This is a genomic window from Pseudarthrobacter sp. As-47 (assembly GCF_058215595.1).
The window spans coordinates 3,516,564-3,542,440 of sequence record NZ_CM177088.1 but is presented as its reverse complement, the minus strand read 5'-3'; the positions used below and the strand labels follow the sequence as shown (position 1 = coordinate 3,542,440).

The following is a 25,877-nucleotide window of genomic DNA, read 5'->3' as shown; positions in this document are numbered from 1 at the left end:
GTTCACCGTGTGGCCTGACCTTCCCTTGTTCCCCGGCCGGCCCTAGGATCTGAACCCATGCCCCCAGAACACGTCCTTGCCTACGATGCGCCTGCTGCCCGGTGGCTGGAGGCCCTTCCCCTGGGAAACGGCCGGCTGGGCGCCATGGTGTTCGGCGGCAGCCAGGCGGGCGCGGAGGTGGAACACCGGTTCCAGCTCAACGACTCGTCCGCCTGGTCCGGGTCACCGCGCAGCCAGGACCGGGAGCCCGTCTTCAGCCGGGAGGTGGCGGACCGGATCCTCAACGAAAGCCGCCGCCTGATCGGTTCCGGCGACTTCGCCGGCGCCACGGTAACCCTGAAAGGCCTGCAGCACCGGCACTCCCAGGCGTACCTCCCGTTCGCCGACCTCTACCTCACCGCGGCAGCCACCGCAGCAAACCCGGCAGCAGGGGAAAAGGGAGGCGGCGGCGCTCCCGCACAGCCGTCGTCGGACTATCACCGCGGCCTGGACCTTTCCCGCGCCCTCAATACCAACACGTACCGCCTGGACGGCCACGCCGTCCGGGTGGAAGCGTTCATCAGCCACGATCCGTCAGTGCTGGTGGTCTCGCTGCGGACCGACGCGCCGCAGGGCCTCGACCTTGCGTTGCGACTGGATTCCCCGCTGCGTATCCTCCGCCGCTCCGGCGGGGACGGGAGGCTGTCCCTCGAACTGAAAATGCCCTCCGACGCAGCCCCGGCGCACGACGGCGGCGTGGTGGAGTACTCGGAGGACGATTCCCTCAGCATGCAGGGGGCAGTGGCGGCCACCTGGGAGCATGACGGCCGGCCCGTGCAGGGACCAGCCGGCCCCGCCAGGCAGGCATCAGCGCACGACGACGGCCTGGCCGCCACCGGCGTCCGGCGCGCCGACATCTACCTCGCCACCGACACCACCTTCGCGGGGCTGGCCCGCCAGCCGCGGGGCACCGCCTCCACTGCCGCGGCCGCCGCCCGTACCGTGGTGGACCAGGCCCGGGCCTCCGGACGGGAAGTCCTGCTTGGCCGGCACGGGGAGAGCCACTCCAGGCTCTACGGGGCCGCGCGGGTGGAATTCGATGTTCCGGTGCGGGAAAGCGAAGATACGGGCCGGCGGCTGCTGGCGGCCAACGCCCACCCTGGCGGCCCGCTGGCGGCCGATCCCGGCCTGGCGGCGCTGCTCTTCAACTACGGGCGGTACCTGCTGATCTCCAGCTCGCGGTCCGCCCCTGCGGGGTCCCGGCAGGGGACGGCCTGGCGCGGAGTGCCGGCCAACCTCCAGGGCATCTGGAACGCCGAACTGCCGGCCCCCTGGAGCTCCAACTACACCACCAACATCAACCTGCAGATGAACTACTGGGGCGCCGAACCCACCGGCCTGGCCGAGTGCGCGGAACCGCTCTTTGCCCTCATCGAGGCGATGCAGGGGACCGGGTCCGCGGTGGCCCGGGAGTATTACGGCGCCCGCGGCTGGGCCGTGCACCACAACTCGGATCTGTGGGCCTACGCAAAACCGGTGGGGCACGGGGCGCATTCGCCGGAGTGGGCGTACTGGCCCATGGCAGGCACCTGGCTGGTGCGGCACCTGTGGGAGCATCTGCAGTTTGGCAGCACGGACAGTTCCGCGGACGCGGACACTTTCGCCCCGGACAGCTTTGCCCGGGACACAGCCTGGCCGGCCATCCGCGGTGCCGCTGAATTCGCCCTGGACCTGCTGGTTAATTTCCCGGACGGCTCGCTGGGAACCAGCCCGTCCACGTCCCCGGAGAACACGTTTGCGGCGGCAGACCCGTCCACCGGCACCCGGGTGCAGGGATCCGCCGCCCAATCCGCCACCATGGACCTGACCCTCATCGGCGATGTTTTCCGGATGCTGGACACCCTGGCCCGCCGCCTTGGCCTGGAAGATGACCCCGTGGCCTCCGCCGCACGCAGTGCCCTGCCCCGGCTTCCCGCACCGGCACCGGGACGCGGCGGAAAGCTCCGGGAGTGGCTTGACGATCCGGAGGAATGGGAACCCGGGCACCGGCACGTCAGCCACCTCTACCTCGCCTATCCCGGGGACACGCCGCTCACCCCCGGGCTCGAAGCGGCGGTTCGGGCCAGCCTGGACGGCCGGGGCGACGAAGCCACCGGCTGGTCGCTGGCTTGGAAGATCCTGCTGCGCGCACGGCTCCGCCAGGCCGGAAAAGTCAGCGACCTCCTGCGGCTCTACTTCCGGGACATGCAGACGCCCCGCGGAGGCCAAAGCGGAGGCCTGTATCCCAACCTTTTCGGCGCCCACCCGCCGTTCCAGATCGACGGCAACCTCGGGTACGTGGCCGCCCTGGCCGAGTGCCTGGTCCAGAGCCACCGGACCGTGGGCGGGCTCCACGAAATAGAGCTGCTCCCCGCCCTCCCCTCCGAGCTGCCCGCCGGCCGCGCCCGGCGGCTCCGTGCCCGGCCCGGGGTGGACGTGGACCTGGACTGGCAGGACGGGCGGCTGGTGCGGGCAACCCTGGCCGCGCGGAAGCCGGTCAAGGTGCTGGTCCGTTATGGACCGGGCACCGGGGAAGCGCACCTTGAGCCAGGAATACCCGCAGTTCTCACCTACAGCGCCCCTCGCAGCGCCCCTACTGACAGGATTGGATGACCCATGCCGCTCTTCGACCTTCCCCTTGCGCAGCTCCGCGCCTACTCCTCGGACGTGACGCCCCCGGAGGACCTGGGCCACTTCTGGGACGCCACCATCAGGGAAGCCCGGGCCTTCCCGCTGGACGCCAGTTTTGAGCCGGTGGAAAACTACCTTTCCGTCATCGACACCTTCGACGTCACCTTCGCGGGCTACGGCGGCGCTCCGGTCCGGGGCTGGCTCCACCTCCCGGCGCTCAGGGAACCCGGGGCGTCGCTGCCGGTGGTGGTCCAGTACGTTGGCTACTCCGGCGGCCGCGGCCTGGTCAACCAGGACACCCGCTGGGCCCAGGCCGGCTACGCGCACTTCATCATGGACACCCGCGGCCAGGGCTACGGCGGCACCCTGGGCGACACGCCGGACCCGCACCCCTCCGCCGGGGACGTCGCCCACGCCGGACTCATGACCCGGGGCATCGGAAACCGCGAGGACTACTACTACCGCCGTGTGTACGTGGACGCCTTCCGGGCCGTGGAAGCCGCCCAGTCCCACCCCGCCGTCGACCCCTCCAGGGTGGTGCTGGCCGGCGTCAGCCAGGGCGGCGGCATTGTGGTGGCCACCGCGGGCCTGGCCGCCGGAAGGCTCGACGGCGTCATCGCCGCGCTGCCCGATGTCCCGTTCCTGCAGGACTTCCCCCGGGCCATCGACATCACACCCCGCGGCCCGTACCCCGAGATCGCCCAGTTCCTGGCCCGGCACCGGGACCGGTACGACTCCGCGCTCGCCGTTCTGCGCTATTTCGACGGCGTCAACCTGGCCCGGTGGGCAACAGCCCCTGCGCTGTATTCAGCCGCCCAGATGGACGACATCTGCCCGCCGTCCACGGTGTTCGCAAGTTTCAACGCCTATGGCTCCGGAACGGCAGGCTCCTCCGGAACCGGCGCCGGGAAGGAGATTGAGGTGTACCGGTTCAACAACCACGAGGGCGGCCAGGAACACCACTGGATCCGCCAGCTGCTGTTTCTGCGCAAGATTTTGGGGTAAGTTGCTTCTGCCGGGGTGAGAAAACGGTTTCTCTGCCCGTTGGAACAGGAAGCAATGAAGAAACTCAGCAGGCTCAGCGTCTTTGCCTACGGCGCCGGTGACGCCGCCAACAGCATGATCATCAGCACCGGGAACATGTTCCTGCTCGTCTACTACACGGATGTTGCCGGGATCGGGGCGGCCGCCGCAGGAACCCTGCTGCTTCTCCTGCGGGTCTTTAACGCCTTCACGGACATCGCCGCGGGGCGCATCGTGGACCGCGTCCACAGCAGGCGCTGGGGGAAGTTCCGGCCCTTCCTGATGTTCGGTTTCATCCCGCTCCTGCTGAGCGTGGCGGTGTTCCATGTTCCGGACGTCGAACCGTCCCTTAAGCTGCTCTACGCCTACTGCACGTACGGCCTGGTGTGTGTCGCCTACAGCATGGTCAATGTTCCCTACGGCTGCCTGGTGGGGGCCATGACGCAGGACGCCCGGCAGCGCGCCCGGCTGGGCGGCGCCCGGACCCTCGGCGGGCTGTCCGTTGGCGCCACGCTCGGCTTCTTCATTGCCCCGCTCCTGGGGGCCGGGCAGGACATGCAGCAGGTCTTCACCTGGCTGACCATCACCTTCGCGGTTGTGGGCTCGGCCCTGTACGCCTTCACCGGTGCCGCCTGCGCCGAGCAGGTTCCCGGCAGCGTCCCCAGGATCACCCTCAGCCAGAGCATGGCGGCCCTCAAGGCAAATTCGCCGCTGGTGGTCCTCTGCGTCAGCTCGGTGCTTTTTGTCACCGGAACATCCGCCACGGGAGCATCCCAGTTCTACTACCTCCGCGATGTCCTGTCCCGGGTGGACCTGTTTCCCCTGATGGCCGCCGCGCAGGTGGCCATCACGCTCACGTTGGCGGTGCTCATTCCGCGTCCGGTGGCGCGCTGGGGCAAACGTGCCGTCTACTGCGCCGGCGCCGGCCTCGGTGCCGTTGGGGGCCTGCTGGTTTTCCTGGCGCCCGTGGAGGCGCCCCTGCTGGGCGTGGCTGGCCTGGTGCTGGGGCTGCTTGCCTCCGCGTCGGTCAGCATTGTCACGTGGGCGCTGATCGCGGACACCGTGGAGTACGGCGAGTGGAAGACCGGAGTCCGGGTGCAGGGCATCAACTACGCCCTCCTGGCCGCCACCAGGAAGCTGGGCATGGGCTTTGGTGCCGGCGTTGTGGCCTTTTCCCTGGCCTGGGGCGGCTACGCCTCGGGCGTGGCAGAACAGCCGCAATCCGCAACACTGGCCATCCGGGCCGCGGCGGGACTGCTGCCCGGAGTCCTGGTCCTGGCGGCCGTGGGCATCATGTACTGGTACCGCCTCACGGACCGGAAGCACGCCGAGCTGGTGGCAAGCCTGTCGCGTGATGCAACGTAACCGTTTTGCCATCCGCGGAAGCTGTGGTTATGGTTCATGGCATGACTAACCGTTGGTATGCGTATTTTTCGTTGGCTCTGGAGGGGCCCGCGTCTAACTGACACGCAACCAACTTTCCTTCAGAGCCAACAGGGCAGAGATGATTCTCTGCCCTTCGCCGTTTCTCCGGCGGGTTCTGATCCGGGCCCGCTTCCCATCTGGAACAGGACCCGAACATGAGCACCGCAACAGCCCCCGCAACCACAACCGCCGGCATTTCCGCAACGGAATCCGCGGCCAGGTCCACGTCGAACCTGCGCGTCAGCGAATTCACGGCGCTGCCCACCCCGCAGGAACTCATCGCGGAACTGCCGCTGGACGCCCGGGTGGCGGACGTCGTCGAACGCGGCCGCGATGAAGTCCGGGCCATCATGGACGGCGTGGACGACCGCCTGCTGGTGATCGTTGGGCCCTGCTCCATCCACGACCCCAAGGCGGGCCTGGAGTACGCACGCCGGCTGGTGAGCCAGGCCGAGAAGCACAGGGAAGACCTGCTGATCGTGATGCGCACCTACTTCGAAAAGCCCCGCACCACCGTGGGCTGGAAGGGCCTCATCAACGATCCCCGCCTGGACGGCAGCCACGACATGGTGACCGGCCTCCGCACCGCCCGGCACTTCCTGCAGCAGGTCACCGCCCTGGGCCTCCCCACGGCAACGGAGTTCCTCGAACCCATCAGCCCGCAGTACATGGCGGACCTGATCTCCTGGGGCGCCATCGGGGCGCGCACCACCGAAAGCCAGATCCACCGGCAGCTCGCGTCCGGGCTGTCCATGCCCATCGGCTTCAAGAACGGGACCGACGGCGACCTCCAGGTGGCCATCGACGCCTGCGGTGCGGCGGCCGCGGCCCAGGCGTTCCTGGGCATTGACGGTGACGGCCGGGCGGCGCTGGTGTCCACTGCCGGGAACCCGGACACCCATGTCATCCTCCGCGGCGGACGCAAGGGACCCAACTACTCCGCCGCCGACGTCGGGGCGGCGTCAGCCAAGCTGGCAGGCAAGCAGCTGAACCCGCGGCTCATTGTGGATGCCAGCCATGCCAACAGCGGCAAGAGCCACCACCGGCAGGCCGAGGTGGCGCTGGAGATCGGCGCGCAGCTCGAGGACGGCGGCACGTCGGCCCAGGCGATTGCCGGCGTCATGCTGGAAAGCTTCCTGGTGGGCGGTGCGCAGAACCTGGATGTTGCCGAGCACGCGGCCGGACGCGCTGAGCTCGTGTACGGGCAGAGCGTCACCGATGCCTGCATGGAATGGGACGTTTCGGTCTCCGTCCTGGACCAACTGGCGGCATCCGCGCGCAAGCGCCGGGAGGCGAAATAGGGGGATTTACTACTTTCACTTCTGCCACACGAACATCTAGAGTATCTAGATAGGTGGTTGGTGGATGGCTCAGCATCGGAACACCGCATTGGCACGTACCTGGGGTCACTGTTGTCCATCCGTCAGCAAAGGAAAATAGGGAAATGTCGGCAGAACAGAACTTCTCCAACGCGAAGTTCCTGACCGTGGCTGAAGTAGCCCAGGTCATGCGCGTCTCCAAAATGACCGTGTACCGGCTGGTGCACTCCGGCGAAATGCCGGCAGTGCGCTTCGGCCGCTCCTACCGGGTTCCGGAACAGGCCGTTGAGCAGTACCTCAAAGGTGCTGTGGTGGACGGCCACTCCGAGACAGCCTGAGCAGCTGTCCGTAGCCGCCTTCCGGAAGCGGTACCCTGTTAAGGAACGTTTTACGTCATTGTAAGAATCTGTCAGTTGTTCAGTTCGTAGCTCTGTCCACGAACAATTTCCATCAGACAGGTACTGCATCTAGTTTGTAAGGAACTTACGTGGGTTCAGTTATTAAGAAGCGTCGCAAGCGTATGGCCAAGAAGAAGCACCGCAAGCTGCTTCGCAAGACCCGTCACCAGCGCCGCAACAAGAAGTAGAGATACTTCGAACAGCGCAGGAAATGCCCGTCGCCTTCCGAGGCGGCGGGCATTTTCTTGTGCTGTCCCCAACCAGGTAGCAGCACATGTCGTTAACAAGGCTCATAAGGACATCTGCTGCGACCTAGATGCGCGGGCCCCGGATGCGGGCAAATCCCTTCCAGAGCCCGTAGACGGCGCCGCCGGCCGTCGCGGCTTTGAGGCCGAACGTGGCCGCGCGCCGGCCTGACCGGAAATCGTAGACCGGCCAGTTGTTGTCGCGGGCGTGCCGGCGCAGGCGGGCATCCGGGTTGATGGCCACCGGATGGCCCACAAGGGTCAGCAGCGGAATGTCGTTATAGGAGTCGCTGTACGCCCAGCAGCGCTTGAGGTCCAGCTCCTCGGCGTCCGCAATGGCCTGGACGGCCACAGCCTTGGCCGAGCCGTGCAGGATGTCACCCACCAGGCGGCCGGTGTACATGCCCTCGGAAATTTCCCCCACCGTCCCCAGCGCCCCGGTCAGTCCCAGCCGGGTAGAGATCACCGTGGCCACTTCGATGGGGGTGGCGGTCACCAGCCACACCCGGCGGCCCACGCGCAGGTGCTGCTCCGCCAGCGCTTTGGCGCCCGGCCAGATGCGGGAGGCGATCATCTCGTCGTAGACCTCTTCGCCGAGCGCCTTGATGTCATCAACCGTGATGCCGGCCGCCAGCGTCAGTGCGGAGTCGCGGACGGCGTGGACATCGTCCATGTTTTCGCCGCGGGCCACGAACTTGAACTGCTTCCACGCGAACCCGGCCGCCTGGGCCATGGTGAACGCCCCGCGCTGGTGCATCTTGCGGGCAACGTGGAAGAGGCTGGCACCGCGCATCAGGGTGTTGTCCACATCGAAGAACGCCGCCTCGCCCGGTTGCGGCGCAGCAACCGGTTTGGTGACTACGGCGACGTACTTCTCCTCGGGCATGCAGTCGAGTCTAGTCAATCCGCTGTTCAATCCCCGTTTAGCCTTGTTCCCCCTTGCCCGGCGTCGCCGGACCCGGGGGAACGGGTCTACGGTTAACGCATGGCCTCACCCCGCGTTGTCCTGATCACCAAGGCAGACTGCCACCTCTGCGAAGACGCGCGCGACGCCGTCAGCAGGGTTACAGCCTCGTTGGGACTTGGGTGGAGCGAGGAGTTGGTGGACAACCAGCCGGAACTCCGTGAGCGCTACGCGGAAGAAATCCCGGTGGTGCTGGTGGATGGCGTGCAGCGCGATTTTTGGAAAATCGACGAAGCCCGGCTGGCACGCGTGCTCCAGCGGGCCCTGGCACAGTAGGGGAGCAGTACCGTGGTGGAGAGGTCTTCAGTGTCCCCTGCATCGGCGGCACCTGCTTTGATGGCATTGCCGGTTGGGCCCTAGAGTGGAGTCACAACGCGATGCGAGGGAGGGGCTGGTGGCTTCGCTGGATTCAACCCCCCAGGCTGTCCCGGACCTGCCGGGAGCTGCGGGCACGGCAGCCAAACAGATTCCGCCCGCTGCAGTGGCCCGGCTGACCCTCTACCTGCGTGCCCTCAATACCCTCCTGGCCGAGGGCGTGGAGCGGGTCTCCTCCGAATCCCTTGCCGAGGCCTCCGGCGTCAGCTCCGCTACGCTCCGCAAGGACCTCTCCCACGTGGGCTCCTACGGCACCCGCGGTGTGGGCTACGAGGTCCAGTACCTCAGCCGGCACATCGCCGCTGCCCTGGGACTCACCCACGACTGGAAAGTTGCCATCGTCGGTGCCGGCAACCTGGGCAAGGCCCTTGCACGGTACGGCGGCTTCGAATCCCGGGGTTTCGACGTCGTGGCCATCTTTGACGCGGACCAGATGGTGGTGGGCAACGAGGTCGGCTGGCTGCGCGTCAGCGACGTGGCGGACCTGGAAACCGTGCTGCACCGCACCGGGGCCAACATGGTGGTCCTTGCGTTGCCCGCTTCCGTGGCCCAGGGCATCTGCGACCGCGTGGTGGCGGCCGGGGTCCGCAGCGTCCTGAGTTTCGCCCCCATCATGCTCCAGGTGCCGGAGGGCGTTAACCTCCGCAAGGTGGACATGGCAACCGAGCTGCAGATCCTGGCCTATCACGCACAACGGGCGCAGGCCCCGGGGCAGACCGCCTAGTCTCCGTCAGCGGTGCTTGCTGGTTCCGGGGCCCACGCCCGAAGGGTGGGTGGTGCGTGGAGTTACCGGCCGTATGGGTTCCCCATATTGCCGCCGTACGGGTTGGCGAACGGCTGCTGGCGCCGGAAATACGGAGCCGAGGCCGGCAGGTAGAGCAGCACGATGGCCGCGATCCCCAGCAGGGTGCCGAGGGTTGCGAAGCTGGGCGGGCCGAAGAGGCCGAAGATGGACAGTGCCGCGAAGACCGTGCCCAGGATCCGCGCCCAGTTCTTGCCCTTACGGACGAAGAACGCCACCAGCAGGTACAGGGCGAGGCCGATGATGGCGAACACCACCAGGGTTCCGGCGATGACGCCCTTCATATCCTCGTAGGTGACACCGGCGCCGCTGCCCTCGATCTGGGTTTCGAAGGCGTCGCGGAACATGGGATCATCCAGCGTGGTCAGGCCGGTCAGCATCGAAATCACAAAGATCGCGGCGGAGGCAATCAGCAGCCAGAAGGAGATGTTGACCATCTGGGGAACACCCGTGCTGCCGGACGGCTGGGGCTGCTCCGACGGATACTGCGCATAGGGGGACTGTCCGTACGGCTGCTGGCCGTAGCCGGGGGCTGCCGGCGGGTTCTGGCCGTACTGCGGGGCGTTCTGCCCGTACTGGGGTGCGCCCGACTGGCCGTACTGGGGCGGGTTCTGGCCGTACTGCGGGGTGTTCTGTCCATACTGCGGGGTGTTCTGTCCATACTGCGGTGTTCCGGACTGCTGGCCGTACTGGGGCTGGTTTTGGCCATACTGGGGTGCATTCTGGCCGTAGCGCGGACCCTGGCTGCCGGACTCGGAGCCGGGCTCGGGTTCGTTCGGAACGGGAGGCGGGACGGGGGGAGTGCTCATGGGCGGTCCTTTTGCGTGTCGGGTTCCAGGTAAATCGCCGGGATCGGTCCTGTCCCCTACCCCCAGCATCACTTACGTCCACCGTACCCCCGGGCAGCCGCCTTGTGGGTCATTCGGAAGAGGTATTCCCGGAGCGGGCCGCGGCGAAGAAGGCCTGGGAATTGGGCAGCCACAGCAGCACCGTTGCCGCCAGGCTGATGAGGAACGTTGCCCAGTTGCCGCCCTGGCCCACGCCCATCATGGCGTTGGGCACGGCCAGGACCAGGGTGGCGCCGGTGAGGGCCGTGAGGCCCAGGCGGGCCCAGCGCTTTCCGTCCTTCATGGCAAGGGCCAGGACGATCTGCGCCGCACCGACCGCTGCCGCCAGCAGCATGAGCAGGAGCACCAGCGTGGCCGCCCCCGGTGCCGCGGCAAAGAGCACCAGCGATGCCAGCATGCCGAGCATTCCACCCAGCAGGCCCAGGATGCCGCCCACAAACCAGATCCAGAAGGAGACCTTGAGTTCGGTGGGCAGGCCTGTCACCAGGAACATTCGGGCAAAACCGCTCCGCGGCGCGCTGGGAGAGTTGCTCATGGCCCTCACTGTAATCCCCGCCGGGACCCGGAAGGAGCGGCGTGCTTAAAGACGGCACCCCGGCGCCGGACTGCGGGAGTCCAGGGCCGGGGTGCCGGAGCGGAAGGAATTATGCCGCGGGAGCGATGAAGGCGAGTTCGAGGTTGATGGCAACCTTGTCGCTCACCAGGACGCCGCCGGTCTCGAGGATGGCGTTCCAGGTCAGGCCGAAGTCCTTGCGGCTGATGGTGGTCCCGGCGGAAACGCCTGCACGGGTGTTGCCGAACGGGTCAACAGCCACACCGTTGAACTCGGTGTCCAGGGTGACGGGGCGGGTGACGCCCTTGATGGTCAGGTCGCCGGTCAGCTCATAGCTGTCGCCCTTGGCCACGAGGCCGTTGGAGACAAAGGAGATTTCGGGGAACTTCTCTACGTCGAAGAAATCCTCGCCCTTGACGTGGCCATCGCGGTTTACGTCGCCGGAATCGAAGCTGGCGGTGTTGATGGTGGCGTTGATCCTGGCATCGGAGATGTCCCCGGGGAGGTCAAGGGTGGCGGCGGCTTCGGTGAACTGGCCGCGGACCTTGCTGATGCCCGCGTGGCGGACCGTGAAGCCGATCTCGCTGTGTGAGTTGTCGAGGGTCCAGGTGCCGGTGGTGACGTCTGCGGGAAGTGCCATGGTGATGCTCCTTGGGTTTGCGTACTGTCGGGTTGTGCTGTTGAACCTTCATCTGTTGAAGTCTCAACTAACTGCTGCATCCAGTATAAACATGCATTTGCATGTTTTGTTCCCGTCTTCGGAACATTTCTTCAAAAACTTCAGTTCTACTCTCCGTAGAAGCTTGTCCGGGAGATTTCGGATCGCACGCCATCTTTGAGAAACTGGTAAACATGCCCCAAGTCACTGTCCATTTGCTCCGCCACGGCGAGGTCCACAATCCCGACGGCGTTCTCTACGGACGGCTGCCCGAATTCCACCTCTCCGAACTGGGCCAGGAGATGGCACGTACGCTCGCCGAGCACTTCAGCCGGCGCGCGGCCGGGGGTGCCCGGATCACCTACCTGGCAGCCTCCCCGCTGGACCGTGCGCAGGAAACTGCCCGGCCGACGTCGGACGCGCTCAACCTGCAGATCCACACGGACGAACGGATCATCGAAGCGGAGAACTACTTCGAGGGCATGAAGGTCACCAGGGCTGAGCTGCGCCGCCCCAAGCACTGGCCGCGGCTGGTCAACCCGCTGCGGCCGTCCTGGGGCGAACCGTACAAAAACCAGGCTTCCCGGGTAATGGAAGCGGTCCAGGACGCGCGGCTGCGCGCCATCGAACTGGCAGCCGGGGACTTCGGCACGGACGGGCCTGAAGCCATCATGGTCAGCCACCAGCTCCCCATCTGGGCCACCCGCCTCAGCGCCGAGGGAAAGCCGCTGTGGCATGACCCTCGGAAACGCGAATGCACCCTGACCTCCATTACGTCCCTGGTGTTCGACGACGCCGGCACGCTCCTGCGCGTGCAGTACAGCGAACCCGCCGCTTCCCTTCTTCCGGGTGCGTCCAGCACCCCTGGAGCCTAGCTGTGACCCACCGCAATCCCGTGACTTCCCGCCGTAGCCTGCTGGCTGCCGGTGGCCTGGCCCTGACCGCCGTGACCCTGGGCCTGTCAGGCTGCGCCCAGGAGGATGCCCTGGCCCAGCAGGCCAAAGCGGGCGACAACAAAAACTATGTTGCCGGCGACGGCTCCGTGACGGAGTTTGCGGCCGGGGACCGCAAGTCCGCCATCCAGGTCAACGGCACGCTCTTCAACGGCACCACCGTGGCGCCCGCCGATTTCCAGGGCCGGGTGACGGTGCTGAACTTCTGGTTCGCCGCCTGCGCCCCGTGCCGCGTGGAGGCCCCCATCCTGGAAGAGCTCCACCAGGAGTTCAAGGACCAGGGCGTGCAGTTCTACGGCGTCAACCTGCGGGACGAGAAAGCCACCGCCGAGGCCTTCGAGAAGACCTTCAACCTGACCTACCCCAGCTTCGACGACAAGGACGGCGGCGTCCTCCTGGCTGTCTCCGGACTGGTTCCGCCGGGCGCGGTCCCCACCACCCTGGTGCTGGACAAGCAGGGCCGCGTGGCCTCCCGCGTCCTGGGCGAAGTCCAAAAAGGCACCCTGAAGGCCCTCATCGCTGCCGCCGTGGCAGAGTAGCGGCGGTCCCGTGAACAGCCCCTTCGCCGAAGCCATCCTGAATGGCTCGCTCCTGCTTGCCATCCCGGTGGCGCTGCTGGCCGGACTGGTCTCCTTCCTCTCCCCGTGCGTGCTGCCCCTGGTCCCCGGATACCTGGGCTACGTCACCGGACTCAGCGGCGTGGACCTGCAGAAGCAGAAGCGCGGCCGGATGCTGGTGGGCATCGGACTGTTCGTGCTCGGTTTTTCCGTCATTTTCGTCCTCCTCGGCGGGGCTTTCGGCCAGCTCGGAACCCTGATCACCGGTGCGCAGAACGCCTGGATCACCCAACTCCTGGGCATCCTGGTGATCGTGATGGGTGTCGTCTTCATGGGCGGCTTCAGCTGGCTGCAGCGCGACGCCAAGATCTCCGCCAGGCCGCCGGCCGGGCTGTGGGGAGCGCCGCTGCTGGGCCTGACCTTCGGGCTGGGCTGGGCGCCGTGCATCGGGCCCACCTACTCGGCCGTGCAGCTGCTGAGCCTCTCCGGGGGATCGTCCGCGGCCAAGGGCGCCTTCCTGGCCTTCGTCTACAGCCTGGGCCTGGGCATCCCGTTCCTGCTGATCGCACTGGCGGTCCGCCGGGGGATGGGAGTGATGGCGTTCTTCCGCAGGCACCGCCTGGCCATCCAGCGCACCGGCGGGGGCATCCTGGTGGTGCTGGGCCTGCTGATGGCCAGCGGTGTCTGGGGCACCTGGGTGACCGAACTCCAGTACTGGTTCCAAACCGATGTGAAGTTGCCGATCTGATGAGCGAGCGCGTGAACCTAGAGAAGAAGTCCTCCACACCCGCGACGGGCAACGGCCTGCCAGCGGCCAAGGCTGACGCCGCGCTGCCCGCCCTGGGCCCCAAGGAGATGCTGCGCTGGGCCTGGACCCAGCTGACCAGCATGCGCACGGCGCTGTTCCTGCTGCTGCTCCTTGCCGTTGCCGCCGTTCCGGGCTCACTGTTCCCGCAGCGCCCCGCCAACCCGTCCATCGTCACCCAGTACATCAAGGACAACCCGGACTACGGGAAGCTGCTGGACACCCTGCAGCTGTACGACGTCTACTCCTCGGCCTGGTTCTCGGCCATCTACCTGCTGCTGTTCATCTCCCTGATCGGGTGCGTGGTGCCGCGCGCCATCGCCCACTACAAGGCGATGAGGTCCCAGCCGCCGCGCACCCCGAAACGGCTCTCCCGCCTCCCCGAGTACGGGACCCTGGTGATACCCGCCCGGGCCGGGATCCCGGCGTCGGACGCCATCCACGGCGCCGCCGGACTGCTGAAGAAACGCGGCTACCGCGTGGAGGTCAGGGACGACGACGGCGCGCGGCCGTCTTTGGGGGCCGAGCGCGGCTTCCTGAAGGAAGTGGGCAACCTCGTCTTCCACACGTCCCTCATCGGCGTCCTGGTGTCCGTGGCCATCGGCGGCCTCTTCGGCTACAGCGGCCAGCGGATCCTGGTGGAGGGTGACACGTTCGTGAACACCCTGGTGGGCTACGACCAGTTCACGCCCGGCACCAACTTCCAGTCCAGCCAGCTGCAGCCCTATTCCATCCAGCTGGACAAGTTCGACATCACGTTCGACCGCGAGTCCGAGGGCAAGTTTGGCCAGCCCATCGATTTCTCGGCCGCAGTGACCACCAAGGAAAACCCGGACGCGCCCGCGCGGCAGGAAACCCTGAAGGTCAACGATCCCGTCACCCTGGGCGGCACCAGCATCTACCTCACCGGCAACGGCTACGCCCCCGTGGTGACCATCCGGGACGGCGCCGGCAACGTGGCCATGCAGGGCCCCGTGGTGGCCAAGCTCCAGGGGGACAACTACTACTCCTCCGTGGTGATCAAGGTCCCCGACGCCGCGCCGGACCAGCTGGGATTCGCCGGCTTCTTCCTGCCCACCGCCTTCGTCACCGATGAGGGGGTTTCCTTCAGCGGTGACCCGGAGCTCTTCAACCCGCAGCTCACGCTCAACTCCTACTATGGCGACCTTGGCCTGGATGACGGAGCGCCGCAGAACGTCTTCGAACTTGACGTCAAGGACCTGACCCCGCTGAACGCCCGCAACCTGGACGCCGGCGGCATCACCCTCTCGCCGGGGACCAGCTACACCCTCCCCGACGGCAAAGGCACCATCAGCTTCGACGGCGTCAAGCGGTACATCGGCGTGGACATCCACCACAACCCCGGACAGCTCTACGCCCTGATCTTCGCGCTGCTGGCCGTGGCCGGCCTGATCCTGTCGCTCTACGTCAACCGCCGCCGCGTGTGGGTCCGTACGGGCACCCACGAGGACGGCCGCACCATGGTTGAGTACGGGCTCCTGGCCCGCGGCGAGGACCACCGGCTTGCCGGCGAAGCGGAAGCCCTCCGCAAGCTGCTGACCGAAGAGTGGCAGCTGGATCCGGACCAGGGCCCGCCGCGGACCTCACAGGAAACTCCCGGCAGCCCGGGGGACAATAGCACCGGAGCTGCCGCAACCACAGGCCCCGCCACCACCCCAGCCGGCCCCACCGGGCCCGAAAAGGACCAGTAATGCCGTACGGAATCAACGAAACCATGGGCCAGTACAGCGAGCTCTTTATGCTGCTGGCGGCCGGCACGTACACCGTAGCCTTCATCGCTTTCGCCTGGGACCTGGCCAAGAGCAGCAAGGCGCTGCGAGCCATCGACCTCAAGGCTGCTCAGGCCTCGCAGCCCGGCAGTGCCCAGGACTCCGCCAGGGTTCCGGTGGCAGCCGGGGTGGGCGACCACGCTGCATCCGCCGAAGCCTCCCGCTCCGATTCCGCCGGGGCGCGCCTGGGCGGGCCGGCCGGCAGAGCCGAGCGGCCGACGTCGTCCACCACCAAAGCAGCGGGGCCGGGGGCCGGGGGAGTCATCACCGCCGACGCCGACATGCGCTACGCCGCGGAACGCCGCGCACCGGCCCGGGTGGCAGTTGCCCTGACCGTCCTCGGCGTCCTGATCCATGCCGCCGGTGTGGTGACCCGTGCGCTGGGTGCCGGCCGCGTGCCGTGGGGCAACATGTACGAATTCCTCACCACCGGCGCCTTCGTGGCGGTAGCGGTGTTCCTGCTGGTGCTGGTCCGCCGCGACCTCCGCTTCCTGGGAACCTTCGTGGTGGGCCTGGCCATCATCATGCTGGTGGCCGCCTCCGTGGCCTACTGGACCCCCGTCGGGCACCTGGTTCCCGCCCTCCAGAGCTACTGGCTCATCATCCACGTGTCCATCGCCGTGCTGTCCTCAGCCCTCTTCACCCTGACCTTCGCGATGTCCGCGCTGCAGCTGGTCCAGTCCCACCGCCAGAAGACGGTGGCTGCCGGCGGGGCGGACAAACTGGGCTTCATGCGCCTGGTGCCGTCCGCGCTGAGCCTGGAAAACCTGTCCTACCGGATCAACGCCATCGCCTTCATCGGCTGGACGTTCACCCTCATGTTCGGTGCCATCTGGGCAGAAAAGGCCTGGGGTCGGTTCTGGGGCTGGGACACCAAGGAAGTGTGGACCTTCGTGATCTGGGTTGTCTACGCCGGATACCTCCACGCACGGGCAACCCGGGGCTGGACCGGCACCCGTGCCGCCTGGCTCTCGATCGTTGGCTACCTCTGCGTGGTGTTCAACTTCACCATCGTGAACCAGTTCTTCAACGGGCTCCACTCGTACTCAGGCCTCTGAGCAGGACTTCTGCGGGGTTCCCAGGTGCCCGGGGACTTCTAAAATCGATGTAGCAACAGGGCTGTTCCCGGTCAGCCGGTAATGCTACGTTGGTTTCGTGCGCCCGTGATGAAGTTTGCTGGCGGAACAACAGTTTTTCCTGAGGTACCCATGAGCTATGTTCTCGCCATTGACGTGGGAACCAGCTTCACAGCTGCTGCCATCGCCCGTTTTGACCAGGGAGCTTCCTCTCCCGAGTGCCTGCCGCTGGGACTCCGTGGAACCTCGGTACCCTCTGTTCTTTTTTACCCCGACAACGGACCCGTCCTGGTGGGGGAAGCCGCGGAGCGCCGCGGCCTGGATTCGCCCGGGCGGGTCGTGCGGGAATTCAAGAGGCGCATTGGCGACGCCGTGCCGATCTCCGCGGGCACGCTGTCCCTGGCCGCCGAGGACGTGTTCGCCACCATGGCCCGCTGGGTGGCAGACCGCGCGGAAGAACGCCAGGGGGCGCCGCCGTCGGAAATCATCCTGACGTACCCCGCTGCCTGGGGCTTCCACCGCACATCCCTCATCAAGGACGCCCTCGCCGCCAAGGGGCTCCACAACGTCACGCTGCTGACGGAACCGGAAGCCGCGGCCCTCCATTACGCTTCCCAGGTGCGGGTGGAGGACGGCAGCATCATCGCCGTCTACGATCTCGGCGGCGGCACCTTCGATACCGCTGTCCTCCGCAAAGAGGCCAGCAACCGGTTTGAACTGCTCGGGAAACCGGAAGGCTTTGAACACATGGGCGGCGCCGATTTCGATGCCGCCCTTTTCCGCTTTGTGGCTGAACATACGGACGGGGGGCTGGCCCGGCTGGACCCGGCAGCCCCAGGGGTGCTCGCCGCGCTTTCCCGGCTGCGGCGGGAGTGCGTGGAGGCCAAGGAAGCGCTCTCCAGCGACAGCGAAGCCAACATCTCCGTGCTCCTGCCCGGCATCCAGCAGCAAATACGCCTGGTCCGCCCCGAATTCGAGTCACTGATCGAAGACCCCGTCCGGGACACCGTGGATGCCCTCGAACAATCGCTGGGCCAGCTGGGGCTGGAGCCGGCTGACCTCTCCGCCGTGCTGCTGATTGGCGGGTCCTCAAGGATTCCCCTTGTTGCACAGCTGATCTCGGAGCAGCTTGACCGTCCCATCGCCGTCGACGCCGATCCCAAGTCCTCCATCTGCATGGGCGCAGCCGTATCCGCGGTGCTGGGCCGGGCGGCTCTGGCTGCTGCCGCCGCAGCGGAATCGAGCCCGGCCGAAGCTCACGGTGAGGCTGTTTCCAGCCCCGCCGCGGATGGTGCAGCGCCGCTGCGGCTGGCCAGCTGGTCCCGGAACCCCACGCCCGCCCCGCAATCCCTGGCGGCAGCAGCCCTCAGCCAGGGCAATGGTGACAAGGGCGGAGCGCATGCGCCGAAGCCCCGGGTGCGGCTTACTGCCGTGGCGGCCACCGCGGTCCTGTTCACTGTCCTCACCGCCACGGCCGCCCAGAGCCCGGCAGGATTCAACAGCCTGACCTCCGTGTTCGTCCCGCCGGCCGGGGCCTCCAATGATCGCGGGGCCGTGCCCGCCACCGGTGCCGCCGGGGGCGGCAATGGTGCCGGTCCGGCGGCAGGGGCCGCGGGAGACATCCAGGTCCCGGTGGCGGGCATCGATTCCGGCATGGAGCGGGCCGCTGCCTCCCAGGCACCTGGCCCCGTGCCGGACGGGAAGCCGAACGGCCAGGTAGCGTCCATCCGGGCCATCGAGAAGGGCGCCTCCGAAGGGCCCTCCGCCAGCGCAGTCACGGCAGGTGAGGCCACCGGCACCACTGCGCCAGGGGATACGGCGACTACTGGCACAGCCACGCCGACCACTGACGGGGCGACCCCCACCGTTGATCCAACGACGACAGAAGCCCCGGAACCGGTCACGTCCAGCCCTTCGCCCACGCCATCCGGCAGCGGGTCCGGGACGCCGGCCCCTTCCACAACGGCAGCGAGCCCAGGGACCAGCACGGCGGAGCCTACCCGCTTCACAAGCACGGCGGAGCCCACATCCACGGACACGGAAGCTACGCCCACATCCGTCGGTTCGCCTTCACCAACGGTCCAGGTATCCGCGTCACCCACAGGCACGGGCGGGTTTACGCCCCTGGCACAGGAACCCACGGGCTCCGGCTCCACCGGCACAGCGACGGCCACTTCCACGGACACCGGCACCGCCACCGCCACGACGACGATCCCGGCGGCCTGACATGGTCAGCTACCAGCCGCACACGCAGAAGACGGCATTCCGCCATCCCGAGCCGGACCACCAGGGGACGTCACTGCAGAGCGCGGAACTCATGGCAAGCCAGCTCAAGGGTGAGAACGCAGCAGTCCGGGAGCTGCTGCTGGCGTTGTCCGTAGGTTTCGCCCTGCCGGGACCCCTGCCGTCAGACCTGCAGCGCAAGATCGACGGAAACGGGGTGGAGAGCCTGGACGCCCTGGTGCACAGGGCAGAGTCGTCAGGCCTGCTGACCCCGGACGGCGCGGTGGTCGGCCCGGCCCGGCACGCGCTGCTCGCCGTCGCCCCCACCACCAAGGTGCATGCGCTCCAGCGGGAGCTGGTGGGCGTCTACGCGGCCAACGGCCAGCCGCTGGGGGAACTCGCCCGGGAACTGGCACGCGCCGGACTCGCCGATCCAAGGGTGGCAGCCGAGCTGGAGCAGGCGGCGGACAAGGCGCTGGAGCGCGATCCCGGGCTGGCGTACCAGCTCTACGATGAGGCCCTGCTGGCGGGCACGGACGAGAAAGCCACAGCGGCCCGGCGTGCCCAGGCCGCCGCGGCCAACGGCGACCTGGACACGGCCACCCGCATTGTGGACACCCTGTTGGGGCAGGACGGTCCACCGGACGTCCGCCGGGCCGCGGACGTGGCAGCCGCGGTGTGGGCCCAGCGGGGCATGATCGCCCGCGGAGCCGATGTCTACAGCTGGCTGGGCCCCTCCCGCATTGGCCAATCCGCGCCCCTTGCCGCCGTCACCCTGATCGGCTGCGGCGACCTGTCCGGTGCGGAGAACATGTTCGGGGCCGATGCACCCCCCTCGTCCCCCACGCTGCTTGCCGCCACCCTCGCCCACCTCGGAAAAGGCATCCTCCAGTCACTGGAGGGAGACCCGCATCAGGGACTCCAGACCCTGATCCACGCCTCGGACATGCTGAACGCGGCGGGTGCCGCGCTTCCCCTGCCGGAGACTCCGGCGGCACTGGCGGCACTGGTGGCGCTGCACAGCGGGGAACCGAACCTGGCGGAAACAATCTGCCGGTCCGCGGCCGCCGCCGGGCAGGGAGGCGATACCGCCCAACCGCGCCTCTTCCTGCTGCAGGCGTGGTCGGCGATGATGCAGGACAGGCTTGAGGACGCACGGCTCGCCATCAATGAGGCATCCAAAGCGAACCACTGGCCGCTGGTGCCGCGCGACGAGTTCCTCTGTTCGGCCCTGGAAGTGGCCCTTGCCCGGCGCAACGGCGATTTCCCCGAGCTCATCAAGGCCTGGGAACGGGCGCGCGAAGCGACGCTCCACACTGCAGTGGACCTGTACAGCCTGCTGCCCTGGGGGGAGCTGATGATCGCAGCCGCCCGCCTTCGGGAGGGCCGCAGGGTTGCCCCGTACCTCACGGACGCATGGGGCCTCCTGGAGCGCCTGGGCAATCCGCCGCTGTGGGCTGTGCCGCTGCACTGGGCTGCAGTCCAGGCTGCCCTGCTGAACGAAAGCCCCGCTGACCTGGCCCCGCACGCAGCAGCGCTCGCCCGGGCCGCAGGGCAAAGCCACTTGGCAGCCGTCCTCGCGGCGGCCGGCAAAGCCTGGGTAACCGTTTTGGCCGAGAGGTTCCGTCCTGATGACGTCGACGCGGCGGCACGGGGCCTGGGGCTGGTGGGCATGCCCTGGGAGGGAGCACGGCTTGCCGGCCACGCCGCCGCCCGGGCGGACGAGCGCAAGGACATGGTGCGCCTGCTCTCCTGCGCCCGGGAACTCCACCCACAGGCCAGTTCGGCGGGCCCGGGGGGTCCGGCATCATCCGAGGCCCGCAATGCTCCCCCCACCGAGGCAGGTAATGGCATGCAACCAGACGGCGCAGGGCTGAGCGAGCGGGAAAAGGAAGTGGCCCGGCTGGTGCTCGACGGCAAGACCTACCGGGAAATTGGCGAGGCCATCTACATTTCGCCGCGCACCGCCGAGCACCACATTGCCCGGATGCGGCGCAGGCTTGGTGCGGAAAACCGCTCGGACCTGATGGCCAAGCTGCGCCTTGCGCTGGGCCCGGACAGCCAGGCCCATGACCCGTCCCCCTAACACCCCTAACGGGGACGTCCGCGGTTCCCCACCAGGGGCGCCGCCGGTAAGGGGGACCGGCCCGATGCCGGTTCCCTGCAGGAACAATAGGTTTGATCCAAGGCATCAGGGCCGGCGCACCGAAATGACAACGATCTGAGGACCAGCACATGACAGTCGCAAAGGAAGTGGTCCAGTTCCTGATGGACATCTTCGGAGACCGCCAGGCGGCCCAGGACTTCCTGGATGATCCCGAAGGCGTCCTGGAGCAGCACGGCCTGGCCGGTGTCAGCTCCGCAGATGTTGACGCCGCCATGCCGGTTGTCCTGGACTACGCGCCCCTGAGCGTCACGGCTCCCGCCGTTGACCGGCATCTAAGCGCCGGCGCCGGCACTGGCCACGCCGGGAGTGGCTGGAGCCCGTTTCCTTCCGGCGGAGGCCACGACGACGACCATGGACTTGCAGTGGAGCAGCTCACCCATGTCGTGGCCAGCTACTCCTTCCCTTCCACGCCGGATGACCGCGGCGCCGCCATGGCGGACCAATCCCCGGCCCCCAACATCTGGGCCGACGGGGACGTGGAGCAATGGTTCGACAACGACTCCGTGCCTGCCTTCGGCGACCCCGCCATAGGCGCCGGAACCGGGATGGGTTTCGCTGACATCCGGATCGACGGCCTCTTCGACCTTGACGCGGACAGCGAAACCGCGACGGCAGGTGCACACGGAACCGTCCTCCCGGCCACCTTGATCGACGAATCCTTCACCGAAGAGCAGCAGGCATTCGTCGAGGTGGATGTGGATCCCGCCGGTGCGGGGCTCGAGTTCACGGAGGACGACGCCGCAACCATTGACATCGACAATGACATCGACGACGCTGGCGCTGGGGAGGCGGCAGACTCCATGGACTTTGGTGCCTAGCAGCCGGACCCCGGTCCCGGAACGATCTTTGAGGCGTAGTACAGAGGACAGGCTGTGGCAGAAGCAGGACCGGCACACCCAGCAACTCCGGTGACGGCCGGCCAGCTGATCCAGCTTGTGGAACACGGACTCCAGCTCGTGGGCACCGGCGACCGGGAGGACCTCCGGAAACGCCTTGACCTGGCATTGGGGCGGCTGAGGGATCCGAGCATCCGGGTCATCGTGGTGGGGGAGTTCAAACAGGGCAAAAGCAAATTCATCAACGCCCTGGTGGGTGCGCCGGCCTGCCCCGTCGACGACGACGTTGCCACGTCCGTTCCCACGGTTGTCCGCTATGGGGACCCTGCCTCGGCAACGATCCTGGTCCCCACCTCTACTGCGGACGCCGGCGACGACGGTGGTGTTGACCGCCAGCCGATTCCCGTCGCCGACCTGCCCGCTTATGTTTCCGAACAGGGTAATCCCGGCAACAGCAAGAAGCTCCTGGCCGCCGAGGTATGCCTGCCCCGCAGGATCCTGGCCGGCGGGCTCATCGTCATCGATTCGCCCGGGGTGGGGGGCCTCGGGTCCGCGCACACCCTGGCCACCCTCACGGCCCTGCCCACCGCCGATGCGATGCTCCTGGTCTCGGACGCCTCCCAGGAATACACCGAACCGGAGCTGCGCTTCCTGCGGCAGGCGATGCGGATTACCCCGAACGTTGTGGGCGTGCTGACCAAGACCGACCTCTACCCGGACTGGCGGCGGGTGGAAGAGATGGACCGCTCCCACCTCGGAAACGTAGCGCCCGGGATTCCGCTGTTTCCCGTTTCCTCCGACCTCCGCCTGGAGGCAGCACGCCTGCAGGACAGTGAGCTGAATGAGGAATCCGGCTTCCCCGCACTGGTTGCCCACCTCCGCAGCGGAATCGTGGAAGGGGCACAGCGCCTCCAGGGCCGCTCCGTGAGCCAGGACCTGCTCGCCGTCACCGAGAACCTGCGCCTCTCGCTGCAATCGGAGCTTGAAGCCCTCGAAAACCCCGGCGGCACACCCCGGATGATTTTGGAGCTGGAGGCGGCCCGGGCTGAGGCTGACGACCTTCGGAAACGGTCTGCGCGCTGGCAGGTCACCCTGAGCGATGGCATCAGCGACCTCATCGCCGATATGGAGTACGACCTCCGCAACCGGCTCCGCCACATCCAGCGGGAGGCTGAAGCCGCCATCGACCAGGAGGACCCGGGACCGGCCTGGGCCGATTTTTCCAAGTGGCTGGAAGTGTCCACCGCGGCTGCCATCTCTGAGACCTTCGTCCTCACCAGTGAGCGGGCGCAGTGGCTGGCCGGGCAGGTGGCTGACCATTTCGCCGCGGACGTAGTCCCCTTGCCGGTGATGCAGGTGTCCCATTCCGCCGACGTGCTGGATCCCGTGGACGCGATGCCGGGCATGGACGCCGGGCACGTCAACCCCGTGCAGAAAGTGCTGATCGGCATGCGGGGCTCCTACGGAGGGGTGCTCATGTTCGGGCTCCTGACCGGCATTTTCGGGATGGCGCTGATCAACCCGCTCTCCCTGGGCGCCGGTCTCCTGCTGGGACGCAAGGCCTACCGGGAGGACAAGGAGGCGCGGCTCAAGCGCCGGCAGGGGGAGGCCAAGGCCCTCGTCAGGCGGCAGCTCGATGACGTGACCTTCCAGGTGGGCAAGCAACTGAAGGACCGCCTGCGGCTGGTGCAGCGCGCCATCCGCGACCACTTCAACGAGATAGCGGATGAGCACCACCGTTCCCTGGCGGACTCGGTGTCCGCTGCCCAGAAAGCTGCCAATACCTACGCCCTGGAAAGGGACGCCCGCATCAGGGACATCAAGGCCGAGCTCAAGAAGGTGGATGCACTCCACCGGGCCGCGCAGGCCGTTGCCGCCGAGGTATCCGGAACCATGATGCCCGCGGGCGGTCCACGATGACTGCCCCAACAATTGCCGGCGCCGCTGGCCTGGTCCAGGAGGCGCTGGAAACCTACGCGGATGACCCGGCTTCCGTGGCCGCCCTCGAGGGTATTGCCCGGAGGCTCGCGGAGCCGTTGCGCGTGGCCATTGCGGGCATGGTCAAGGCCGGCAAGTCCACCCTGCTGAACGCGATTCTCGGCGAGGAGATAGCGCCCACGGACACGGGGGAGTGCACCCGCATCATCACCTGGTACCGGCACGGGCACACTCCCCGCATCACCCTCCACCCCACCTCCGGCGAGCCCAGGACGCTGCCGCTCAAACGCGCGGACGGCCGCCTCGTCTTCGTGCTGGGGGATGTGGACGCGGCGGACGTGGACCGGCTGGAGGTGGAATGGCCGTCGCCGGCGCTGCTGAACATGACCCTGATCGATACCCCCGGCATCGCTTCGCTGTCCCGCGAGGTGTCTGCCCGCTCCACCGCCTTCCTGGCCCCGGCGGACACGGAATCGGAGGCCGACGCCATCATCTACCTGATGCGCCACATGCACGCCGCGGACGTGAGGTTCCTCGAATCCTTCCGGGACACGGAAGCGGGCCGCTCGGGAACAGTCAACGCAATCGCGGTACTCTCCAGGGCGGATGAGGTTGGTGGCGGCCGCATCGATTCGCTGCTCTCCGCGGGGGAGATCGCGGACAGGTACCGCCGTGACCACAACCTGCGGAAACTCGCCCTGGGCGTGGTGCCCGTGGCCGGGCTCCTTGCCCAGAGCGCCCGGACCATGCGCCAGCAGGAATTCAGTGCCCTTCAGCTGCTGGCCGGACTGGACCGCGGTGACCGCGAAAAGGCACTGCTCTCAGCGGACCGGTTCCTCCGGTCCACCATCCCGGAGGGGCTGGCGGCGGAGGCCAGGGCGTCGCTGCTGGCAAGGTTTGGCCTGTTCGGGATCCGGCTCGCCGTGGTCCTCATTTCCAACGGCTTCAATGAACCCACCCCGCTGGCCCACGAGCTGGCCCGGCGCAGCGGACTGGATCCGCTGCTGGACCTGCTGGGCCGCCAGTTCCAGGCACGGGCTGAGGCCCTGAAGGCGCGTACGGCTTTGGTGGCGGTGGAGTCCCTGCTGCGCACCTCGCCCCGCCCGGGAACCGGGCCCCTGGCTGCGGCCCTGGAGCGGCTGCAGGCCAACGCGCATGAGTTCCGCGAACTGCGGCTGCTGGCCGTCCTGCGGACCACGGGCGTACCGCTCAGCCCCGAACTGGCCGCGGAGGCGGAGGGCCTGATCGGCGGCCGGGGCGCTGCGGCGCATGTGAGGCTGGGGCTGGACGCGGATGCGGCGCCCAGCGACATGGCTGACGAAGCCCGCCGTTGCCTGCTGCGCTGGCGCGCGGTGGCGGAGAGTCCGCTGACGGACAGGCTGGCCCTCGAGGCCTGCCGGGTTGTGGTCCGCAGCTGCGAGGGTGTGCTGGCGGAGTCGTCCGCCCGCCAGCGCCAGCGCCAACCGGCCTGAAGGACGGCAGCCGGGAGTGGCCTCCCGGCGGAGGCCTATTTCAATCCGTCGTTGTCGTGCTCGTCGGTCTCGTGCTTGTCTTTCCCGCCGTCGACGTCCTTTGCCTTGGCATCCAGCTCATCCTTGAGCTTCTTGAGGCGGGCGGCTTCCGCCTCCTGCCGGCGGCGGACCTCCAGGTTGCGGAGGAAGTCCGGGTCATCGTCCGGGGCGGTGGGATGGCGGTAGTCCTGCCGCTGCGGGGGAGTGCCGCGCGGCCGGCCGATCAGGAGCCAGAGGATCGCGCCCAGTACCGGCAGGACGATCATGACCACGATCCAGGCGGGTTTGGAAATTCCGCGGGTGAGGCGCCCGTCGGTCCGGATCACGTCGACGAGGCCATACACGAAGATGGCGAGGATTGCGACGGCCAAAGCCACACGGAGGAGCATGCATTAAGTCTATCGTCAGGACGGGCAGGGGCCGCGGGCGGGAGGCGGCTAAACTTGAATAGTGGCCTTTTTGAAATATTCCCTGATCCGCCTGGCTCTCTTCGCGCCCCTGTTCGTGCTCTTCACCTTCCTGGAGCTTGGCGCCCTCATGTCCGTCATCTGCGCGGCCCTGATCGCCTTTGCGGTGAGCTACCTGTTTTTCCAGAAGCAGCGGGACGAAGCCGCAGCGGCCCTCCAGCACCGTTTCTCCGGCAAGGCCAAGCCGCTGCGCTCCGCCGGTGAAGTCCAGGACGCGCACGCCGAGGACGCCCTCCTGGACGCCAACCCTGACGTGACCATCAACAACGACGCAAAGGGCCGCAAGCGCCCGTAG

24 protein-coding genes are annotated in these 25,877 nt (G+C 67.6%); 19 read left to right on the top strand and 5 right to left on the bottom strand.

The window, feature by feature from the left end; all coding sequences use genetic code 11:
• Window positions 1–57 precede the first annotated feature (57 nt).
• From AC4BCK_RS16455 to AC4BCK_RS16430, 6 genes are all read left to right on the top strand, one after another.
• On the top strand, window positions 58–2,631 hold the full coding sequence (locus AC4BCK_RS16455) for a glycosyl hydrolase family 95 catalytic domain-containing protein (RefSeq protein WP_490566203.1): 2,574 nt from the start codon (window positions 58–60) through the stop codon (window positions 2,629–2,631).
• Window positions 2,632–2,634: 3 nt separating this feature from the next.
• On the top strand, window positions 2,635–3,654 hold the full coding sequence (locus tag AC4BCK_RS16450) for an acetylxylan esterase (RefSeq protein ID WP_366278262.1): 1,020 nt from the start codon (window positions 2,635–2,637) through the stop codon (window positions 3,652–3,654).
• 54 nt (window positions 3,655–3,708) lie between these two features.
• Window positions 3,709–5,037: a glycoside-pentoside-hexuronide (GPH):cation symporter gene (locus AC4BCK_RS16445; RefSeq protein ID WP_363959402.1), complete on the top strand. Its 1,329-nt coding sequence runs from the start codon at window positions 3,709–3,711 to the stop codon at window positions 5,035–5,037.
• A 215-nt stretch (window positions 5,038–5,252) separates the two neighbouring features.
• On the top strand, window positions 5,253–6,398 hold the full coding sequence (locus tag AC4BCK_RS16440; RefSeq protein WP_251425373.1) for a 3-deoxy-7-phosphoheptulonate synthase: 1,146 nt from the start codon (window positions 5,253–5,255) through the stop codon (window positions 6,396–6,398).
• Between the two features lie 143 nt (window positions 6,399–6,541).
• The gene (locus tag AC4BCK_RS16435) at window positions 6,542–6,754 is read left to right on the top strand and encodes a helix-turn-helix domain-containing protein (protein ID WP_174177867.1); all 213 of its coding nucleotides are present in this window, start codon (window positions 6,542–6,544) and stop codon (window positions 6,752–6,754) included.
• A gap of 149 nt (window positions 6,755–6,903) precedes the next feature.
• On the top strand, window positions 6,904–7,002 hold the full coding sequence (locus tag AC4BCK_RS16430; protein ID WP_003792170.1) for a 30S ribosomal protein bS22: 99 nt from the start codon (window positions 6,904–6,906) through the stop codon (window positions 7,000–7,002).
• Window positions 7,003–7,126: 124 nt separating this feature from the next.
• Here AC4BCK_RS16430 and AC4BCK_RS16425 read toward each other — a convergent pair whose 3' ends face one another.
• Entirely contained in the window at window positions 7,127–7,945 is an 819-nt protein-coding gene (locus AC4BCK_RS16425) for an HAD family hydrolase (protein ID WP_066278758.1), read from the bottom strand.
• A 99-nt stretch (window positions 7,946–8,044) separates the two neighbouring features.
• On the opposite strand from AC4BCK_RS16425, the gene AC4BCK_RS16420 reads away from it, so the two are divergent.
• Window positions 8,045–8,299, top strand: a complete 255-nt coding sequence (locus tag AC4BCK_RS16420) for a glutaredoxin family protein (RefSeq protein WP_174177869.1) — start codon at window positions 8,045–8,047, stop codon at window positions 8,297–8,299.
• Between the two features lie 118 nt (window positions 8,300–8,417).
• Window positions 8,418–9,122 (top strand): redox-sensing transcriptional repressor Rex, encoded by a 705-nt coding sequence (locus tag AC4BCK_RS16415; RefSeq protein ID WP_174177871.1) that lies wholly within the window; start codon window positions 8,418–8,420, stop codon window positions 9,120–9,122.
• Between the two features lie 62 nt (window positions 9,123–9,184).
• Here AC4BCK_RS16415 and AC4BCK_RS16410 read toward each other — a convergent pair whose 3' ends face one another.
• The 3 genes from AC4BCK_RS16410 to AC4BCK_RS16400 form a co-directional block, all read right to left on the bottom strand.
• On the bottom strand, window positions 9,185–10,009 hold the full coding sequence (locus AC4BCK_RS16410) for a heme-copper oxidase family protein (protein WP_436054746.1): 825 nt from the start codon (window positions 10,007–10,009) through the stop codon (window positions 9,185–9,187).
• A 109-nt stretch (window positions 10,010–10,118) separates the two neighbouring features.
• Window positions 10,119–10,583: a hypothetical protein gene (locus AC4BCK_RS16405; RefSeq protein ID WP_490566202.1), complete on the bottom strand. Its 465-nt coding sequence runs from the start codon at window positions 10,581–10,583 to the stop codon at window positions 10,119–10,121.
• A 109-nt stretch (window positions 10,584–10,692) separates the two neighbouring features.
• On the bottom strand, window positions 10,693–11,241 hold the full coding sequence (locus AC4BCK_RS16400) for a YceI family protein (RefSeq protein WP_174177877.1): 549 nt from the start codon (window positions 11,239–11,241) through the stop codon (window positions 10,693–10,695).
• Window positions 11,242–11,453: 212 nt separating this feature from the next.
• Between AC4BCK_RS16400 and AC4BCK_RS16395 the strand changes: the two genes are divergently transcribed.
• The 10 genes from AC4BCK_RS16395 to AC4BCK_RS16350 all read left to right on the top strand — a co-directional run bounded on the left by AC4BCK_RS16395 (window position 11,454) and on the right by AC4BCK_RS16350 (window position 25,076).
• Complete coding sequence (locus AC4BCK_RS16395; RefSeq protein WP_490566201.1) at window positions 11,454–12,134, top strand: histidine phosphatase family protein; 681 nt, start codon at window positions 11,454–11,456, stop codon at window positions 12,132–12,134.
• A gap of 2 nt (window positions 12,135–12,136) precedes the next feature.
• Complete coding sequence (locus AC4BCK_RS16390) at window positions 12,137–12,751, top strand: TlpA family protein disulfide reductase (RefSeq protein ID WP_310112869.1); 615 nt, start codon at window positions 12,137–12,139, stop codon at window positions 12,749–12,751.
• A gap of 10 nt (window positions 12,752–12,761) precedes the next feature.
• The gene (locus AC4BCK_RS16385) at window positions 12,762–13,517 is read left to right on the top strand and encodes a cytochrome c biogenesis CcdA family protein (RefSeq protein WP_174177881.1); all 756 of its coding nucleotides are present in this window, start codon (window positions 12,762–12,764) and stop codon (window positions 13,515–13,517) included.
• Entirely contained in the window at window positions 13,517–15,286 is a 1,770-nt protein-coding gene (gene resB, locus AC4BCK_RS16380; protein ID WP_174177883.1) for a cytochrome c biogenesis protein ResB, read from the top strand. Before AC4BCK_RS16385 ends, resB begins: the two co-directional genes overlap by 1 nt.
• Window positions 15,286–16,422: a c-type cytochrome biogenesis protein CcsB gene (ccsB, locus tag AC4BCK_RS16375; protein ID WP_251425362.1), complete on the top strand. Its 1,137-nt coding sequence runs from the start codon at window positions 15,286–15,288 to the stop codon at window positions 16,420–16,422. Before resB ends, ccsB begins: the two co-directional genes overlap by 1 nt.
• A 150-nt stretch (window positions 16,423–16,572) precedes the next feature.
• Entirely contained in the window at window positions 16,573–18,666 is a 2,094-nt protein-coding gene (locus AC4BCK_RS16370) for an Hsp70 family protein (RefSeq protein ID WP_251425359.1), read from the top strand.
• A 1-nt stretch (window position 18,667) separates the two neighbouring features.
• The gene (locus AC4BCK_RS16365; RefSeq protein WP_490566200.1) at window positions 18,668–20,749 is read left to right on the top strand and encodes a LuxR C-terminal-related transcriptional regulator; all 2,082 of its coding nucleotides are present in this window, start codon (window positions 18,668–18,670) and stop codon (window positions 20,747–20,749) included.
• Between the two features lie 149 nt (window positions 20,750–20,898).
• Window positions 20,899–21,648 (top strand): IniB N-terminal domain-containing protein, encoded by a 750-nt coding sequence (locus AC4BCK_RS16360; protein WP_251425353.1) that lies wholly within the window; start codon window positions 20,899–20,901, stop codon window positions 21,646–21,648.
• 54 nt (window positions 21,649–21,702) lie between these two features.
• Window positions 21,703–23,586, top strand: a complete 1,884-nt coding sequence (locus AC4BCK_RS16355; protein ID WP_310112872.1) for a dynamin family protein — start codon at window positions 21,703–21,705, stop codon at window positions 23,584–23,586.
• The gene (locus AC4BCK_RS16350) at window positions 23,583–25,076 is read left to right on the top strand and encodes a dynamin family protein (protein ID WP_490566199.1); all 1,494 of its coding nucleotides are present in this window, start codon (window positions 23,583–23,585) and stop codon (window positions 25,074–25,076) included. The genes AC4BCK_RS16355 and AC4BCK_RS16350 overlap by 4 nt, the downstream gene beginning before the upstream one ends.
• 35 nt (window positions 25,077–25,111) lie before the next feature.
• Here the strand turns inward: AC4BCK_RS16350 and AC4BCK_RS16345 are convergent, their stop codons facing one another.
• Window positions 25,112–25,504: a PLD nuclease N-terminal domain-containing protein gene (locus tag AC4BCK_RS16345; protein WP_066278707.1), complete on the bottom strand. Its 393-nt coding sequence runs from the start codon at window positions 25,502–25,504 to the stop codon at window positions 25,112–25,114.
• A gap of 61 nt (window positions 25,505–25,565) precedes the next feature.
• Between AC4BCK_RS16345 and AC4BCK_RS16340 the strand changes: the two genes are divergently transcribed.
• On the top strand, window positions 25,566–25,877 hold the full coding sequence (locus tag AC4BCK_RS16340) for a DUF4229 domain-containing protein (RefSeq protein WP_174177895.1): 312 nt from the start codon (window positions 25,566–25,568) through the stop codon (window positions 25,875–25,877).

Coding starts and splice junctions, on each gene's coding strand:
- AC4BCK_RS16455 (WP_490566203.1), top strand. CDS start 58: ATGCCCCCAGAACACGTCCTTGCCTACGATGCGCCTGCTGCCCGGTGG.
- AC4BCK_RS16450 (WP_366278262.1), top strand. CDS start 2,635: ATGCCGCTCTTCGACCTTCCCCTTGCGCAGCTCCGCGCCTACTCCTCG.
- AC4BCK_RS16445 (WP_363959402.1), top strand. CDS start 3,709: ATGAAGAAACTCAGCAGGCTCAGCGTCTTTGCCTACGGCGCCGGTGAC.
- AC4BCK_RS16440 (WP_251425373.1), top strand. CDS start 5,253: ATGAGCACCGCAACAGCCCCCGCAACCACAACCGCCGGCATTTCCGCA.
- AC4BCK_RS16435 (WP_174177867.1), top strand. CDS start 6,542: ATGTCGGCAGAACAGAACTTCTCCAACGCGAAGTTCCTGACCGTGGCT.
- AC4BCK_RS16425 (WP_066278758.1), bottom strand. CDS start 7,945: ATGCCCGAGGAGAAGTACGTCGCCGTAGTCACCAAACCGGTTGCTGCG.
- AC4BCK_RS16420 (WP_174177869.1), top strand. CDS start 8,045: ATGGCCTCACCCCGCGTTGTCCTGATCACCAAGGCAGACTGCCACCTC.
- AC4BCK_RS16410 (WP_436054746.1), bottom strand. CDS start 10,009: ATGAGCACTCCCCCCGTCCCGCCTCCCGTTCCGAACGAACCCGAGCCC.
- AC4BCK_RS16405 (WP_490566202.1), bottom strand. CDS start 10,583: ATGAGCAACTCTCCCAGCGCGCCGCGGAGCGGTTTTGCCCGAATGTTC.
- AC4BCK_RS16400 (WP_174177877.1), bottom strand. CDS start 11,241: ATGGCACTTCCCGCAGACGTCACCACCGGCACCTGGACCCTCGACAAC.
- AC4BCK_RS16395 (WP_490566201.1), top strand. CDS start 11,454: ATGCCCCAAGTCACTGTCCATTTGCTCCGCCACGGCGAGGTCCACAAT.
- resB (WP_174177883.1), top strand. CDS start 13,517: ATGAGCGAGCGCGTGAACCTAGAGAAGAAGTCCTCCACACCCGCGACG.
- ccsB (WP_251425362.1), top strand. CDS start 15,286: ATGCCGTACGGAATCAACGAAACCATGGGCCAGTACAGCGAGCTCTTT.
- AC4BCK_RS16370 (WP_251425359.1), top strand. CDS start 16,573: ATGAGCTATGTTCTCGCCATTGACGTGGGAACCAGCTTCACAGCTGCT.
- AC4BCK_RS16365 (WP_490566200.1), top strand. CDS start 18,668: ATGGTCAGCTACCAGCCGCACACGCAGAAGACGGCATTCCGCCATCCC.
- AC4BCK_RS16360 (WP_251425353.1), top strand. CDS start 20,899: ATGACAGTCGCAAAGGAAGTGGTCCAGTTCCTGATGGACATCTTCGGA.
- AC4BCK_RS16350 (WP_490566199.1), top strand. CDS start 23,583: ATGACTGCCCCAACAATTGCCGGCGCCGCTGGCCTGGTCCAGGAGGCG.
- AC4BCK_RS16345 (WP_066278707.1), bottom strand. CDS start 25,504: ATGCTCCTCCGTGTGGCTTTGGCCGTCGCAATCCTCGCCATCTTCGTG.